Source organism: Bradyrhizobium sp. Kon37, assembly GCF_055807535.1.
Genome location: NZ_JBVVOY010000003.1, coordinates 48,059 through 61,976, shown reverse-complemented (window position 1 = coordinate 61,976; position 13,918 = coordinate 48,059). Strand labels below are relative to the sequence as shown.

At 63.6% G+C, this 13,918-nt stretch carries 15 protein-coding genes and 1 riboswitch; of the genes, 4 read left to right on the top strand and 11 right to left on the bottom strand.

Going from position 1 to position 13,918, the window contains the following annotated elements; all coding sequences use genetic code 11:
• Positions 1 to 3: 3 nt before the first annotated feature.
• From arsC to AC0L3J_RS08275, 3 genes are read right to left on the bottom strand one after another with little or no spacing between them, the layout of a single operon-like run.
• Positions 4 to 405 carry an arsenate reductase (glutaredoxin) gene (gene arsC, locus AC0L3J_RS08285; protein ID WP_456765163.1) on the bottom strand — a complete coding sequence of 134 codons (402 nt, stop codon included), beginning with the start codon at positions 403 to 405 and terminating at the stop codon, positions 4 to 6.
• On the bottom strand, positions 402 to 1,106 hold the full coding sequence (locus AC0L3J_RS08280; RefSeq protein WP_456765162.1) for an aquaporin: 705 nt from the start codon (positions 1,104 to 1,106) through the stop codon (positions 402 to 404). Before AC0L3J_RS08280 ends, arsC begins: the two co-directional genes overlap by 4 nt.
• A complete protein-coding gene (locus tag AC0L3J_RS08275) occupies positions 1,099 to 1,461 on the bottom strand; it encodes an ArsR/SmtB family transcription factor (RefSeq protein WP_456765161.1) in 363 nt (120 codons plus the stop codon). Before AC0L3J_RS08275 ends, AC0L3J_RS08280 begins: the two co-directional genes overlap by 8 nt.
• A gap of 126 nt (positions 1,462 to 1,587) precedes the next feature.
• On the opposite strand from AC0L3J_RS08275, the gene AC0L3J_RS08270 reads away from it, so the two are divergent.
• From AC0L3J_RS08270 to AC0L3J_RS08260, 3 genes are all read left to right on the top strand, one after another.
• On the top strand, positions 1,588 to 1,905 hold the full coding sequence (locus tag AC0L3J_RS08270) for an ArsR/SmtB family transcription factor (protein ID WP_456769669.1): 318 nt from the start codon (positions 1,588 to 1,590) through the stop codon (positions 1,903 to 1,905).
• A 51-nt stretch (positions 1,906 to 1,956) separates the two neighbouring features.
• Complete coding sequence (locus tag AC0L3J_RS08265) at positions 1,957 to 3,324, top strand: NAD(P)-binding domain-containing protein (protein WP_456765160.1); 1,368 nt, start codon at positions 1,957 to 1,959, stop codon at positions 3,322 to 3,324.
• 115 nt (positions 3,325 to 3,439) lie between these two features.
• Positions 3,440 to 4,630 (top strand): MFS transporter, encoded by a 1,191-nt coding sequence (locus AC0L3J_RS08260; RefSeq protein ID WP_456769668.1) that lies wholly within the window; start codon positions 3,440 to 3,442, stop codon positions 4,628 to 4,630.
• Between the two features lie 24 nt (positions 4,631 to 4,654).
• Here the strand turns inward: AC0L3J_RS08260 and AC0L3J_RS08255 are convergent, their stop codons facing one another.
• Positions 4,655 to 7,126: a TonB-dependent receptor gene (locus tag AC0L3J_RS08255; RefSeq protein WP_473346774.1), complete on the bottom strand. Its 2,472-nt coding sequence runs from the start codon at positions 7,124 to 7,126 to the stop codon at positions 4,655 to 4,657.
• A gap of 125 nt (positions 7,127 to 7,251) precedes the next feature.
• Positions 7,252 to 7,460: riboswitch (cobalamin riboswitch) on the bottom strand.
• A gap of 84 nt (positions 7,461 to 7,544) precedes the next feature.
• Positions 7,545 to 8,606 carry a Cj0069 family protein gene (locus tag AC0L3J_RS08250; protein ID WP_456765158.1) on the bottom strand — a complete coding sequence of 354 codons (1,062 nt, stop codon included), beginning with the start codon at positions 8,604 to 8,606 and terminating at the stop codon, positions 7,545 to 7,547.
• Between the two features lie 228 nt (positions 8,607 to 8,834).
• Here AC0L3J_RS08250 and AC0L3J_RS08245 point away from each other — a divergent pair, with 228 nt between their 5' ends.
• Positions 8,835 to 9,335, top strand: coding sequence for a GlcG/HbpS family heme-binding protein (locus AC0L3J_RS08245; protein WP_456769667.1), 501 nt, complete (start codon positions 8,835 to 8,837; stop codon positions 9,333 to 9,335).
• Positions 9,336 to 9,466: 131 nt separating this feature from the next.
• Here AC0L3J_RS08245 and AC0L3J_RS08240 read toward each other — a convergent pair whose 3' ends face one another.
• The 6 genes from AC0L3J_RS08240 to AC0L3J_RS08215 form a co-directional block, all read right to left on the bottom strand.
• Positions 9,467 to 9,619, bottom strand: a complete 153-nt coding sequence (locus tag AC0L3J_RS08240; protein ID WP_456769666.1) for a YjiS-like domain-containing protein — start codon at positions 9,617 to 9,619, stop codon at positions 9,467 to 9,469.
• Positions 9,620 to 9,788: 169 nt separating this feature from the next.
• Positions 9,789 to 9,932 carry a hypothetical protein gene (locus AC0L3J_RS08235; RefSeq protein WP_456765157.1) on the bottom strand — a complete coding sequence of 48 codons (144 nt, stop codon included), beginning with the start codon at positions 9,930 to 9,932 and terminating at the stop codon, positions 9,789 to 9,791.
• Positions 9,933 to 10,602: 670 nt separating this feature from the next.
• The gene (gene rnk / locus AC0L3J_RS08230; protein ID WP_456765156.1) at positions 10,603 to 11,016 is read right to left on the bottom strand and encodes a nucleoside diphosphate kinase regulator; all 414 of its coding nucleotides are present in this window, start codon (positions 11,014 to 11,016) and stop codon (positions 10,603 to 10,605) included.
• 9 nt (positions 11,017 to 11,025) lie between these two features.
• Positions 11,026 to 11,517: a GreA/GreB family elongation factor gene (locus tag AC0L3J_RS08225; RefSeq protein WP_456765155.1), complete on the bottom strand. Its 492-nt coding sequence runs from the start codon at positions 11,515 to 11,517 to the stop codon at positions 11,026 to 11,028.
• Between the two features lie 1,216 nt (positions 11,518 to 12,733).
• Positions 12,734 to 13,318 carry a DUF1254 domain-containing protein gene (locus tag AC0L3J_RS08220; protein WP_007593446.1) on the bottom strand — a complete coding sequence of 195 codons (585 nt, stop codon included), beginning with the start codon at positions 13,316 to 13,318 and terminating at the stop codon, positions 12,734 to 12,736.
• Positions 13,315 to 13,893, bottom strand: coding sequence for a DUF1214 domain-containing protein (locus AC0L3J_RS08215; RefSeq protein ID WP_007593444.1), 579 nt, complete (start codon positions 13,891 to 13,893; stop codon positions 13,315 to 13,317). Before AC0L3J_RS08215 ends, AC0L3J_RS08220 begins: the two co-directional genes overlap by 4 nt.
• Positions 13,894 to 13,918: the final 25 nt, after the last annotated feature.

Genomic DNA, 13,918 nt, shown 5'->3' with positions numbered 1-13,918 from the left:
AGCCTATCGCGCTTCGACCACCTCGCCATCTTCCTTCACGAAGCGGCCGACGGGATTGTCCAGGAGATCGATCACGGCTTCCGAAGGCCGGCACAAGCGTGTGCCCTTGGGGGTCACCACGATCGGGCGGTTAATCAGGATGGGGTGCGCGAGCATCCGGTCGATCAGCTCGTCGTCGGACCATTTGGGGTCATCGAGGCCGAGCTCCTTGTAGGGCGTGCCTTTTTCGCGCAGCAGCGCGCGAACGGAGATGCCGAGGGCCTTGACCAGCTCGACCAGCGTTTCGCGGGATGGCGGCGTCTTCAGATATTCGATCACGACGGGTTCGACGCCGCTCTGCCGGATCATCGCCAGCGTGTTGCGCGAGGTGCCGCAGCCGGGGTTGTGATAGATCGTGACGGTCATCGGGTTGTCTCCACGATTGGGATGGGGCCGGCCGCGCGGGAGTGTCCGAGAAGCCAGTTCATCAACAGCATGCCAACAAGGGCTCCGCAGAGCTCCGCGACAATGAATCCGGGTAGGTCGGTGGGACGTATGCCCGTGAATGTGTTTGTCAGCGATCTCGCAATGGCCACGGCAGGATTGGCAAACGAGGTCGAGGCCGTGAACCAATAGGCCGCCGTGATGTAGAGGCCGACCAGCCAAGGGACGGCCGTGCGCTGAAACCGGATGCCGGCCAGGATCGTCGCAACCAGACCGAAAGCGGCGACGGCTTCGGCGAACCATTGCGGTCCTCCGGTTCGCACCTTCGCCGAGAGGTCGAGCAGGGGGAGTCCGAACATCAGATGCGCCGCCATCGTTCCCGAGATGCCGCCGGCGATCTGCGCAATCACATAGAGAGCGGCCTCGTTCACCGGCAGCTCGCGCTTGCCGGTGAAGACCAGCGTGACCGCCGGATTGAAGTGCGCGCCGGAGATCGGGCCCAACATCGTGATCAGGACAACCAGAATGGCTCCCGTCGGCAGCGTGTTGCAGAGAAGCGCAAGCGCGACATCCTTGGTCAAGGATTCCGCCATGATGCCGGAGCCGACCACCGTGGCGACGAGAATGCCCGTGCCGAGCGCCTCGGCCGCGAGGCGGCGCGGAAGATCGAATTGATCAGGCACGGCTTTTCTCCTTTCGTTTCGGAGAGCAGCAGGCTTGGAGGGTTTCGACGACCGGCTCGCAAACTTCCGGCCGCCCTCCGCAGCAATCCCGGAGCAGGAAGACCGCGACGTCCCGGAGTTCGACAAGGTTGGCGCGGTAGACGATCGAACGGCTGCGCCGGTCGGAGGTGACGAGGCGCGCGCGCGTCAAGATCGACAGATGCGCCGAGAGCGTGTTCTGGGGGACCTCCAGCAGCCGGGCGAGATCGCCGGCAGCGAGACCGTCAGGCTCGTGCCTGACCAGTGCCCGGAAGGCCTCCAGCCGGGTCGATTGGGACAGCGCGGCGAGCGCGAGAACGGCTTCTTCTGTTTCCATATATCCAGATTTATGGAAGTGTAGAAGCTCCGTCAATCCGAATCGGAAGCGCGTCGCCGGCTCACTATTTCGAATATTCTAGAAGTATAGTTGACGGCGCGGACCAGCAGGCGCATCATCGCGGCCATGAAGATTGCCGACGCAGCAGCACGTTTGGAGGCCCTGGGTAATCAGACCCGACTCCAGATCTACCGGGCCCTGGTCCGGGCCGGGCACTCCGGCATGCCTGTCGGCCGCTTGCAGGACAAGCTGAAGATACCGGCGTCGACGCTGTCGCATCATATCAAGACCCTGGTCTCGGTCGGGCTCGTCAGCCAGGTCCGGGAATCGACGAGCCTCGTCTGCCACGCAAACTTCGACGCGATGCGGGGTCTGGTCGATTTCCTGGCGGCGGAGTGCTGCGCAGACGAAGTCGGATGCAAGACGACGCAAACGGCGGCGTGATCTTTTTTGGCTCGTTTTGTTCGATGATTCTAGAAGCATGGGAGAAGCCGAATGAACGCTAGAACGGTCGCCATCATCGGGGCAGGGCCGGTCGGCCTCGCAGCAGCCGCGCACGTCCTGGAGCGTGGCATGTCCCCCACCGTGCTGGAGGCAGGACCCGAAGCGGGGCACGCGGTTCGCCAGTGGCAGCAGGTCCAGCTCTTCTCGCCGTGGGAGTACAATATCGACAAGGCCGCCGCGCGCATGCTCGCGCCGACGGGATGGAATTCGCCGGACCCGAGCGCCTATCCGACCGGCGGCGAGCTGATCGATCGATATTTGACGCCGCTTGCGACGCGAACGCCACTGCGCGAGGTGATCCGGACATCCAGCCGCGTCTCGGCCATCAGCCGCGTCGGCTTCGACAAGGCGAAGACGAAGGGACGTGAGCAGGCGCCGTTCGAAATCCGCTACCAGAACGGCAAAGGTCTCGAAGTGCTGTACGCGGATGCCGTGATCGATACGTCAGGCACATGGTTCTCGCCCAATCCCGCCGGAGGCAATGGTCTGCCCGCGATCGGCGAGCGTGAATGCGCCGGCCACATCGCCTATGGCATGCCCGATGTCCGTGGTGCCGGCCGCGCCAGATATGCCGGGAAGATTGTTGCGGTGCTCGGCGCCGGTCATTCCGCGGTGGGCACCCTGATCGATCTCGTGCATCTCGCGGACGAGGCGCCGGGGACGCAAGCGATCTGGCTGTTGCGCGGCGCCGATCCCGCCAAGGCGTTTGGCGGCGGCCGGAATGACAAGCTCGCTGCACGCGGAGAGCTCGGCAGCGCGTTCGCTGCGCTCGTTGTCGCCGGGAAGATCAGGGTCGAAACGGAATTCGCCGTCACGCATCTGTCGGACTCCGAAGGCCGCCTCGAGATCGCGGCCGGCTCGGGTTGCGGTGCGCGAAGCGTGATCGTGGACGAGCTGATCGTCTCGACCGGATTTCGTCCCGACTTTTCGTTCCTGTCCGAATTGCGCCTGCGGCTCGATCCCGCCATCGAAGCGCCGGTCGTGCTGGCGCCGCTGATCGATCCCAACGAGCACAGCTGCGGCACGGTCCGCCCGCACGGCGCGCGCGAGCTCGCGCACGATGAGCCAGGCTTCTACATGGCGGGCATGAAGTCGTATGGCCGCGCCCCAACCTTTCTCATGATGACAGGCTATGAGCAGGTGCGCTCGATTGCAGCCGATCTCGCCGGCGACAAGAAAGCCGCCGCAAGGGTGGAGCTCGTGCTACCGGAGACCGGCGTCTGCTCGCGCGGTGGCGTCGAAGCCGCCGGAGCCGCATCGGGATGTTGCGGTGGGCCGGCGAAGCAGCAACCGACGGCCTGTTGCGCCGACGACGAAGCGGCGAAGAAGGCCCGCGCTTCGGGGTGCGGTTGTTCATGAAGTTGGGTCTTGCAGCTGCAGCCGGAGAGTTGCCCATTGTGGTTGGTGCGCCGTGTCGGCTCGGGGGCGGGAGGACAGCATTCGTAACTTGAGCGGGCGGTCTCTGATCGCGGTGATGTGCATCGGCCAGGTCGGCAATCTGCTGCCGCATGTGACGTTGTCCGCAAATCTGGCGCAGCATCTGATGCCGGCGTGGGGACTGTCGGCGGCCGAAGGCGGCTTGATGGCGAGCGGTTACGCGTTCGGCTACATGCTCGCCGTGCCCGTGCTGACGACGTTGACCGACCGGATCGACGCGCGGCTCGTCCTGCTCTGGGGCTCGATCGTCAGCGGGCTGGCGACCGCAGCGTTCGGACTCTTCGCGCAAGGGTTTTGGTCCGCGACCGCGATCTGGTCCCTGGCAGGGCTTGGATTTGCCGGCGCCTACATGCCGGGCTTGAAGGCGCTGACGGACCGGCTTCCCCCCGGCGACACCTCGCGCGCCGTCACGCTGTACACGTCGAGCTTCTCGGTCGGCGTCGGCCTCTCGTTCCTGGTCGCGCAAGTGATCGCCGACCGCTGGGGATGGCGGACCGCCTTCCTTGTCACCGGCTTTGGACCTATCGCAATGGTCGTCGCGTGCCTTCTGATGCAGGCGCAGCGGCCCGCGCCGAAGACGGGACGCCTCTTGAACTTCGCGCCCGTCTTCGCCAACCGCGAGGCGCTCGGATACATCTTCGGCTACGGCGCTCATTGCTTCGAGCTCTACGGCATCCGCACCTGGCTGGTCGGGTTCTGGACCTTCGTCGTCGCCCACCAAGGCGCGCCGTCATGGTTGAGCCCCGTCGTGCTGAGCTTCTGCTTCGCGGTGATCTCGATGCCGGCCAGCATCCTCGGCAACGAGGCCGCGCTGAAGTTCGGCCGCCATCGCGCGATCACGGTCGTGATGATCGCGTCGGCCTGCGTCGCGCTCATCATCGGCCTCAACGCGACAGCGCCGGCATGGGTGCTCGCGCTGCTGCTGCTTGCCTATGGCCTGACCGTGCCGGCGGATTCGGGCGCATTGACCGCCGGCATGTCGGCCGCGGCTGTCTCCGAACATCGCGGCGCGACCCTGGCCCTGCATTCGACGGTCGGCTTCGGCCTGTCGGCGGTCGGCGCCTGGGGCACCGGCGCCGCGCTCGACGCAGCCGGCGGCCCGCAGAGCGCGGCCGGCTGGCTGCTGGCATTCAGCGTCCTCGCGGCCGGAATCGCGCTGGGCCCGCTGGCGCTGCTGTGGGCGCGGCGTCGAAGCAGCTCGGTCCAGCCGGAGCACGGCGCGAAGTGACGTGAGAGCGGCGATCCTCCCCCCTCACCACTTGAACGAGGCCGCGACCTCGTAGCTGCGCGGCGCTCCCAGGATGATCTGATCGGTATAGCCGGGGTCGCCCCAGGCGGCGTAGAGCTTATTCGTCAGGTTCCTCACGCGAAAGCTGATACGGGTCTGGTCGACGCCCGGGAAATAAGCCTTTGGGATATCGACGAACGCGAACGCGTCGAAGATCGTATAGGCGTTCATGGTCACCAGATTGTCCTGGAAGTTGAACCTGTCGCCGACGTGACGGACGAGGCCGCCGATCTCCACCGGCAATTTGGTGCCGAAGCGATAGGACGCCCCGGCATTGGCGATGAAGTTCGGGACGTTCGGCGGGGTCTTGCCCGAATAGGATTGGAAGTCGCCATTGCCGTCGACATAGTTGAAGTCAACGAAGCGCGATTGCACGAAGGCGACATTGGCCCACAGCTTCAGGCCGCCGACCGGGTTCACCGCCGCAGCGATCTCGACGCCCTTGGAGGCCATCTTGCCGGCGACGTTGAACACGATGCCGCTCTCGGGCACGTAGACGTTCTTGCGTTCGATGTCGAACGCCGAGAACGTCGCCTCGGCGCGCTTGTCGGATGATTGCAGCTTCACGCCGGTCTCGTAGGTCCGCGACGTCGTCAGCAGCAGCGGCACCTTTGGCGCGAGGATGAAGATGTTGGCCACCGTCGGGTCCGCCGCCGTCGCATATTGGCTGTACAGCATCACCCCGGGCGCGATGTCCCAGGTGTAGCCGATGCGCCCGGTGACCGGATTGAACTTGGTCGAGAACGGATAGCCTTTTCCGGACGCTAGCGAGCCGTCGGGATTGAAGCGCGTGCGCGATAGTTCGATATCCTCGAACCGGATGCCGCCGATCAGCGCGAAGGTCGAGGTCAGCTTGAGCCGGTCCTCGAACGACAGCGCCGTGGTGTCGAGATGGGTGTAGATCTTCTCGTCGCTGCGCGGGCCGTAAAGCCCGCGGTCCGGATTGATCAGCTCGACCGTGTCGGAGAAGAACTTTGTATCCTGCGAGACGTTGAATTGCGAGCTGCTTGCCGCAACCGTAGCGACGAAGCGGTTGTCCATTCCACCGAGGTTGGAATTGACGGTGAGGTCGGTGATGTTGCCATAGAGCCGTTGCGCGTGGTCCAGCGCCAGCCGCTCGCGATAGACCTTGTTCGGCCCGGAATCGTCGAACGAGCTGATCTCGTTGTTGAACCAGTGCCGATGCGCGTCGTAGCCGTAGACCTGGCTGCGCAGCGAGATGTTGTTGGTGATGTCCCACTGGAAGCCGCTGCGCAGCCAGAGCTCGTTGGCCCCGCTGTGATTGTCGAGCACGTTGTAGCTTGTCGTCAGCGTGCGCGCGTCGATGGTAACGGGATTGAGCGCCCCGGCATGGCCGTTGAGGTAGCAATTGGTCCACTGGCCCGAGACGATGCCTGACGTCGGCACGACGCCGGGCGCGTTCGCCGGCACCAGCGGCGTTCCCCAATAGAATCGGTCCTTGTCCTGCTTGTATTCGGCGGCGCCCCAGATCTTCAGGCTGTCGTTGACGCGGTAGTTCAACTGGCCCGAGACGTTGCTGAGCTTCGAATAGGTGTCGTCGATGAAGCTCTTGTCGTTGGAATGGCTGATGTCGAAACGGTAGTCGAGGCCATTGACCAGCGTGCTGCCGCCGGAACCGTAGCCGGCGCGATAGCCGTTGAAGGAATCGTAGGAGGTGAAGGCCTCGTTGATAATGGGCCCGGTGTGCGGCGCCTTGGTGACGTAGTTGATCGCACCGCCGGTGGATCCGAGTCCCGATACCAGGGAGTTGGGGCCCTTGATGATCTCGACCTGCTGCAGATTGGCGGTATCCATGGGCCGGCCCGTCATGGTCGACGGCCCGATCGGGATGCCGTTGTAGAGGGTGGTGAGCTGGTCGCCGCTAAAGCCGCGCATGGAGAAGATTGCGGGCGCGCCCGGCGCATCGCCGCCGGTGACGCCGACCGCGGCCTTGGCGACATCGGTAGTGGTCCTGATGCCCTGATCCTGCATGGTCTGCTGGTCAATGACCTCGACGGTCGCTGGCGTTTCCCGTGCCGTGATTCCGAGCCGGGAGCCGACATCGGTGACGGCGGCCGTGTTCAACGGCGTCTGCACCTGATAGCTCGGAGGCTGGGTTGTTGGGTTGGCAACCACCGGAGCGGCGCGATTACGCCCTACGTTGCGCCGGGCCGTGCGCGATCTCTGAGCGCCGGGGCTGACGGTTACGGCCGGTCTTGGAGTGGGCGGGGTGACGATCACCGGGCCGACCTCGCGGGAGGCGTTGTCGCGGACCGCGGTCTGCGCCATCGCCATGGAGGACAGGGATGTCGAGAGCAGCAAGGCGAGCAGGGCAGGTGTGGCGCGCCGAAAATTGCCGGCTCTTCCCTGAGAGATCTGGATAAGGACACGCGAATGTTCCGGCGCAACGCCCGGACCGAAATAAAGATTTTGCACGACAACGCTCTGCGGCGACGCAAACTAACCGTCACCGCGGTTGCCTTAGCAGTCTGCCTTCGCCCCTAGCGGCAGATGCACCGGCTACTCTTCCGACATCAGGGCACCCCGCCCAATGCGTTCGCGCGTGACCATGGCTGGTAGCAGGTTTCCTGGCTCGCGGGTCATCGCCTTCGACCACCTTCCCAGAGGCCCAAGCGGGGCTCCAGTGGTTCGTTTGGTCGTCGGCTATCCGCCTACAGTTGCGGGGGCAGCCGCGGAATTGCCCACTCGAGGTGGACGCACCGCATTCCCTTGGAGAGTCCTTGCGGACACTACCGCGCGGGAAACTGGCATTTGGCGATGAGCGCGTCAACATCCGCGTATGACCGGCGCCTCTGGCGGAGTGCCGCAGCACGAGATGCCGCGGCATTCTTGCTTAGGGCCTCCTGTCCGCCGATCCAGCCGGTTGCGTTTGCGAGAGCCGCTGCTTCACCGTCCTTGCGATCGCCGCCGGGGCCTCCTCGGGGATCGCGAAGCATGAACTCGCGTTGATCTCGCACAGGACGTAGGTGTCGGCACCGGCCGCGTCTTTCGGACCGTACAGGAAGTCCGCGTCCCAGATGACCGGAAGCGAGCCTGCGTCGATGTCCAGCGTCTTCATCATTCCCGGGGTCCACTCGTCTTCCATCAAGCGACGCAGCCGCTGGAAGCGCGAGTCTGCGTTCGAGGTATAGAGCCGCGGTCCGGCCTCGGAACGGGCATCCGGCGAGTCAACCAGGGCTTTGACTTTGTGAGAGCCGAAGCCGGCACAGCGATCGCCCGCCATATAGCAGCGCACCACGCCTTCGCTCAAGCGAGGCTGGAATGGCTGATCGACCACGCTGCCGTTCTCGAAATATTCCGTGCAGCGACCGAGAAAACTCTCCAACGTCAGTTCCTCGGAGACATCCTTGGTCGCGTCCAGCACCTTTATCATCGGGGAATTCGGCAGGCTCTCGACCTTCCACACGCCTTGGCCGCCGTTACCGCGGTTGCGCTTGATCACGCGCGGACCGGTGGCGAGCCGTGTCGGCAACTCGGCGCGCATGGCCTCGGCGGTTTGATATAAAGCCGTGTCGCATCCCCACCCCATCGAGCGGGTACGATAGAGTACCTCCTTGGTGCCCATCTTGAGAATGACGTCCGGATGAGCGCTGACCCACACGCCCCGCGCCGCTACGTCGCGAAGCAGGGGATCAAGCTCAACCCGCGTCTTGCCCTGGTGGATCGGATCGACCCAGACGAGCACGCCGTCCACCGCGAGCAACTGCTCGCGGACCTCTTCGGCGAGGCTTTCGTCGTAGATCGCCGGCCGGGCTTCGATGCCGACCGCCGCGAGTGCTCCGAAGACGCGGACGAAGCGGCTGTTTTGCGCCGTCGCATCCCGCCGCGCGGCAGCGTCGCCTCGCGAGAGGATGGCGACGGTGTGTTGGTGAGAAGGGTGTCGTTCGGTGTCCATGCGCAAGCTCCACGAATGGCGTGCTGCGCAGAGCTTGGACCGAGGCCTCACGGGGAGTCTGCTTTGTCCCCACGCAACGGAGACTAACGAGGTCGTCCGCGATTTTCAAGACGTGGCCGGCGCCGTTATGCGGAGCCTGTGAACCAAGGCAGATAGCGTGACCCTGTTCGATGATCTGACATATGGTGAGATCAAATAAGCGCTTGGTCACCTATGCCGGAGATTGCCATGAACGTTCGATCCCTGTCGGTCGCGACGGCCCTGCTGATTGCGTCCATCTACCCAGCACGGGCGGAGGAAGCTTTGGTCGCCTACAAATCGCTCGGTCCGGAACTGGCGCTCGATCTTGCGCGCGCTGCGTTGGCGAACTGCCGCACCCGTGGATACCAAATTGCAGTTGCCGTCGTCGATCGCTTCGGCGTCACGCAAGTGATGTTGCGCGACCGCTTTGCAGGCCCTCACACGCCCTCAACGGCAGCAGGCAAGGCGTGGACAGCTGCCTCGTTCAAGACCAGCACGACCGAGCTGAATGCGATCAGCCAGCCGGGCATGATGCAGGCGGGCATTCGCAACCTTCCCGGAGCGGTCGTCATCGCCGGCGGGCTGATCGTCGAAGCCGGCGGCTCCCTGGTCGGAGCGGTCGGCGTGTCCGGCGCGCCGGGCGGTGACGCGGACGAAGCGTGCGCGAAAGCCGGAATTGACGCCATACGCGACAAGCTGGACTTCTGAGAAGACGTCAAGATCGCAGTGAAAAGTTTTTCGGCCTTTTGCGAGCTTGGCGGCCGTCTGATCCACAGGGATAAGCAGACGCGCCGCCTGCGCACGCTCAGGTGTGGCCGCTCATCGAGTGGATATGACGATCACCGATCGTCGCGCCAACCCGAGAAGTAACACCGTCGAGCTTCCCCAACGATTGTTCTCGATAAGCCGACGTCCGCGAGAAGCCGGTCGTCCAATTCGAGAAGTTCGTCGTACTGGCGGCGCCGTGTGATGCCGTCCAGCAGCGCGAGCATTAACTTCCAGAACCATCCAGGATTTGGAGAAGGGACGAAGGCTGCGCTGGATGTGCCGATTGAGCCAGTGGTGCTGTCGCAAGACATGTTTCACCTCCGTAATGGAGCGAAACAACGCTTGGCTCGAAAGCTGGTCGGGCGGTTGTGTTTGACCCGATGGCTCCTGCTATCATGCTCGTCTCTGCCGCACAAGCGATCCGCCGATCTGGAAGCCGGAGGCGATAGGCCGATCGGAGACATTGCCGGCGCAATTGATCACCTCGTCCAGGGCAAACAACTGGGCGGGCAGATCAAAGCGGGCACGCGGGCTCATCGTTCGCGCCTTGGCTCGTTTGCTCTCGGTTGCACGCCAATGGCACCGGCGTTGGGGTGACGATTGTCGGCAGGCCCTCGCTGCCTCATGCCGTGGCCTCGCATCCGTCCATCAAAAAGGAAAGGCTGAGTTTCATACGCGCTGGCAGCGGCCGGCTCGTGCGATCGTCCGGACGCAGCATCTTGCGCGGTAGCAGAAGTCACAGAAAGTGCCGACATTAACACGATCGCTAATCTCGACATGACGGCCTCCTTGGCGGGGAGCAGGAACGCGCACTGCGATAACTCGGTCGAAATCGTCGAGAAGGAGCTGGGCACCAAGATGGCGGCGAGACTATGCCGAGACATGCAACCTCGAGAGGGGCCTGTTCGGCTACGCCATCCACCGAGGCAACCCTAGTTCTTCGTCAAGGGCTTAGGCGGCTCTTCCGCCATGGCCTCGACATTAATGGCAGGAAGCTCGCCGGTGCGGTCTCCCGAATTTCGAGAAAAGACGGGCCCCAGCTCGCGGGGCTATTGGGGGGCATGGAGCTGGGGCCACTCGGGGTCGCCCTTGGGGAAGGGCATCGGGAAAACTTGGCAATTGCAGGAATGTTCCTGTCTTTTTCCAAAGAGTGAGTGTGTACAACCGCACGGCCGCGACTTGAGACGTCTGACTTAACGTACGGGCCTTATTCGGACACCGCGAGAACGGTCAGGCCCCTGGTGCGCTTGTGGGGCGTCTCGAATTCGATCCGCTGTCCCGGCGATAGGCCGATCAAGGCCGCTCCAACAGGCGTCAGGACCGAGATCCGATTGAGCTCGATGTTTGCTTCATGCGGATACACCAGCACGATCTCTCGGCTCGCACCCGTCTCGTCGTCGCGATAGGTCACTTTCGATCCCATCCTGATCACGCCTCGCAAGTCGTTCTCGTCCGTCACCGTGGCACGTTCCATCTCTCGAGCCAGAAAATGGGCCACTCGCGGAAACAGATCCATGCTCGAATTGGCCAAGGAACTCAGGCGCCGCGATTCGTCCTCAGTGATCTTGATCGGCGGCAACGCCGGCTGTTCTCGCCGGCTCTCAGCTTCGAAATTGTGCATTGGTCGCTCCTATGCTGCAGTTGGTCCGGGATCGTCGTCGCACGGGTTGCCTGACCGCCTCGGCCCTCTCCGGAAGAGTGGGACGACCTTTGAATCCGATGGGGTCAGGCTTTGGACCCTGACGACATTCAGACATCCGGCGACGAAGTACGGCATCTGATCGCCGACCTGCAGTCCGATCAAAGCTGTACCCAGCGGGGTCAACACCGAAATGCAGGCGGGATCCGACCAGCACTCCTCGGGCCAGACCAGTTGCACAGTGCGACGCGGAACGCCCCAATTCGTGCAATGGGTGACCCATGATCCGATCGTCACGAAAGGACGGACGTTGTCCGCTTCGTCCGGGACGATATCGGCGCGGTTGATTTCGCCCATGAGGAATATCCCGTCCAAATCTCCTTTTTGGATGGAGAAGCGGGCGAGCTGTTCGAGCCGCGGATAGTCTGATGAGGTCAGTGCGATTTTTAGAAGAGGCAGCACGGCGCACTCCTTCTGCTTCAAGACGACCTCTCGAGTGGAGGTCACGAAAGCTGGAAAAGAGCCCGGACGGCGCGAACACCGTCCGGCTAACCGCCTGCTTGGAGGCGGCCGGCGTGAAGAGCAAAACGCGCGGTGTGCGCATCAATGTCGATGACGTAAGCCATGATGATCTGATTATAGGAGTTCATTTCCCGGAAACATTGCGACGAAACCGCACAGCACCTGTGCACGTGAAATATCGAGAGGGGACAAAGGAACTTCGTTGAAGTGAGACGATAGTGCTTCTCCGATCATGGCAACCTGCGCTCAACCCCATAGAAATGGGTGGCATCCGACTGAAGAGCGGTAGGATTGGCGAACACCGAGCGGCGAACAGAGCAACGCGCTAGCGACAGATCAGGGCTCCGACGCAAAGAACCAGCATCGTCAGGCTAAGCGCAACGGTAACGAGCGCGCGCTCGGCTTTGCTGGTCAGCTCCTCTTCGCTCACGACAACTCTCCCTGCCGCAAGGTCAACCTGCATGCCTTGACCTTGTTCCCCGCGCTAGCGGGACGCGATGCTTGGTGGCTCCGACCTGATCCATGTACATGCTGCAGGAGGAAGTGCCGCCAACGTGAACCGCTCTCTGCCGCTTGTGTGCACTAGTGCGCCGACGGAAGCTTCCACCAATATCTACGTTCCGACGTCACCGCCCGATCAGCGGCTGTTATCGGTGATGAGAACGCTGCTTGCGCTCCCGCCTCCTCCGGAACGGATCGTGCAGTGAGCCAGCGGCGCAAGTTCAATGAATCGCACGAAGAGGGGCTTGCAGAAATGGCCGCTCGTCTTCGCTCAGCCGCGAAACTGCTCCCGCCAGGGCCAGTGAGAGATGCCGCCCTCAGACGCGCACGCTGGGCCGAAACAAGCTTGTCCCTGGATCATTGGCTCAACTCGCCAGGGCTACAACCACCGACCTGAAGGGGCGCCGCGCTCCAGGAATTCAGGTCATCTTCGGTTTGAGGCACAAGCATGAAAAAACCCGCGGCGGATTGCTCCGCGCGGGTGAACTTTCGATGCTGCCATTCTGCCAGTGTTTTGCCCGACGAGTCAAAGCCGAACAGCGCGACGGGCAGGGATGTATCGGTCCGGCAAACGCCTATTTGGTGCAACAAAAATGGCTAACGATTTCAATGCCAACGCTACTGTGCATGGGGTTGTTTTTCGAGTTTTTGTTTTGCGGCTTGCCGAAGCCGCGTCTCAGCGCCGTCCGCGCGGCGCTTCCGCCTTGGCGGGCGGCTCGGTCTGCGGTCCGCAGCTCGCGGCCGCGAGTGAGCCTTGCGCCTGCGGCATCAGGCCGGGCTCGGGGGCGAGCGCCTTCATCACGATCAGGCCAGTGGTGCTGGGGGAATCGATGATTAGGCGATCGGCGGCGGTGATCTCTTCGTCCTCCGGCAGCTCGTTGTGCTGCGGCTCGGTCATCAGGTCGAGCTCGATCACCTTCTTGCCGGCCGAGCGGTCGTTGATGGCGTAATAGGCGATCTCGTTGCGGGTGTAGAACGACACCGAGGTGTAGGCCTGGCTGACGGGGACCGTCAGCTTGATTGGTCCGTTCGACAGATCGTAGCGGCAGATCGCCAGCGCAAAGGCCGGGTCCATGAACGGCATCGGCGAGGTCTGCGGATCGGCGAGCGGAAGCTGCGTGACGCCGTTGAGCTTGGTCATCGGCGTCAGCCGCGAATAGGCGTCCTGGGTCGCGATCCGCGGCAACGCCAGCACGCTGACGAGATGGACCACGAGGCCCAGCACCACGCCGGCAACGATGGTGAACAACAGCCGGATCATGAGCAGCCCGCCGTCGTGATCGTGGGCATCGGCGCATCGCGCTGGGTGCGGGTGGCAACGCCGACCGGGGTGTCGTAGAGCCGCAGCATCAGCGCGTAGCGCTCGATGCCGCCGGTCGGCAGCCAGTTGCCGGCGCGCGAGCGCGAGGCGATGCGGATCTCGAACGAGCCGTCGGACTGCCGCACGATCTCCTGGCTGGTGAAACCGTAGCGCTGCAGCGAATTCGGGACGAGATGACCCTTGCGGTCGTAAAGCGTCAGCGTCCAGAACCGCGCCGGCGGGGTCACGCCGGAGACCACGACGTCACAGCGGCCGTCGAGCACCTTCTTCTTGTCGTCGGCGGTCGCGGTGAAGGCAACGCCGTCGCCGGTGCCGATCGGCAGCTCGCCGTTGCGCACGATGGTGGCGCGCGAATAGGGGTCGACGTCGGCGGTGCCGGTGCGCGGACGCGCGGTCCACGGGCCGATGGTCAGCGCGCCGATCTCGGTGCCGCGCGTCGTCGTCATCCAGGTCGCGCCGACGCCCACCACGGTTGCGAGCAGAAGGGCCGTCAATGTGATCAGGATCAGCCGCACTTGTTTCGATCAGTTCTTGTTTCGA

Coding starts and splice junctions, on each gene's coding strand:
- arsC (WP_456765163.1), bottom strand. CDS start 405: ATGACCGTCACGATCTATCACAACCCCGGCTGCGGCACCTCGCGCAAC.
- AC0L3J_RS08275 (WP_456765161.1), bottom strand. CDS start 1,461: ATGGAAACAGAAGAAGCCGTTCTCGCGCTCGCCGCGCTGTCCCAATCG.
- AC0L3J_RS08270 (WP_456769669.1), top strand. CDS start 1,588: ATGAAGATTGCCGACGCAGCAGCACGTTTGGAGGCCCTGGGTAATCAG.
- AC0L3J_RS08265 (WP_456765160.1), top strand. CDS start 1,957: ATGAACGCTAGAACGGTCGCCATCATCGGGGCAGGGCCGGTCGGCCTC.
- AC0L3J_RS08260 (WP_456769668.1), top strand. CDS start 3,440: ATGTGCATCGGCCAGGTCGGCAATCTGCTGCCGCATGTGACGTTGTCC.
- AC0L3J_RS08250 (WP_456765158.1), bottom strand. CDS start 8,606: ATGGACACCGAACGACACCCTTCTCACCAACACACCGTCGCCATCCTC.
- AC0L3J_RS08245 (WP_456769667.1), top strand. CDS start 8,835: ATGAACGTTCGATCCCTGTCGGTCGCGACGGCCCTGCTGATTGCGTCC.
- AC0L3J_RS08240 (WP_456769666.1), bottom strand. CDS start 9,619: ATGCTCGCGCTGCTGGACGGCATCACACGGCGCCGCCAGTACGACGAA.
- AC0L3J_RS08235 (WP_456765157.1), bottom strand. CDS start 9,932: ATGAGCCCGCGTGCCCGCTTTGATCTGCCCGCCCAGTTGTTTGCCCTG.
- rnk (WP_456765156.1), bottom strand. CDS start 11,016: ATGCACAATTTCGAAGCTGAGAGCCGGCGAGAACAGCCGGCGTTGCCG.
- AC0L3J_RS08220 (WP_007593446.1), bottom strand. CDS start 13,318: ATGATCCGGCTGTTGTTCACCATCGTTGCCGGCGTGGTGCTGGGCCTC.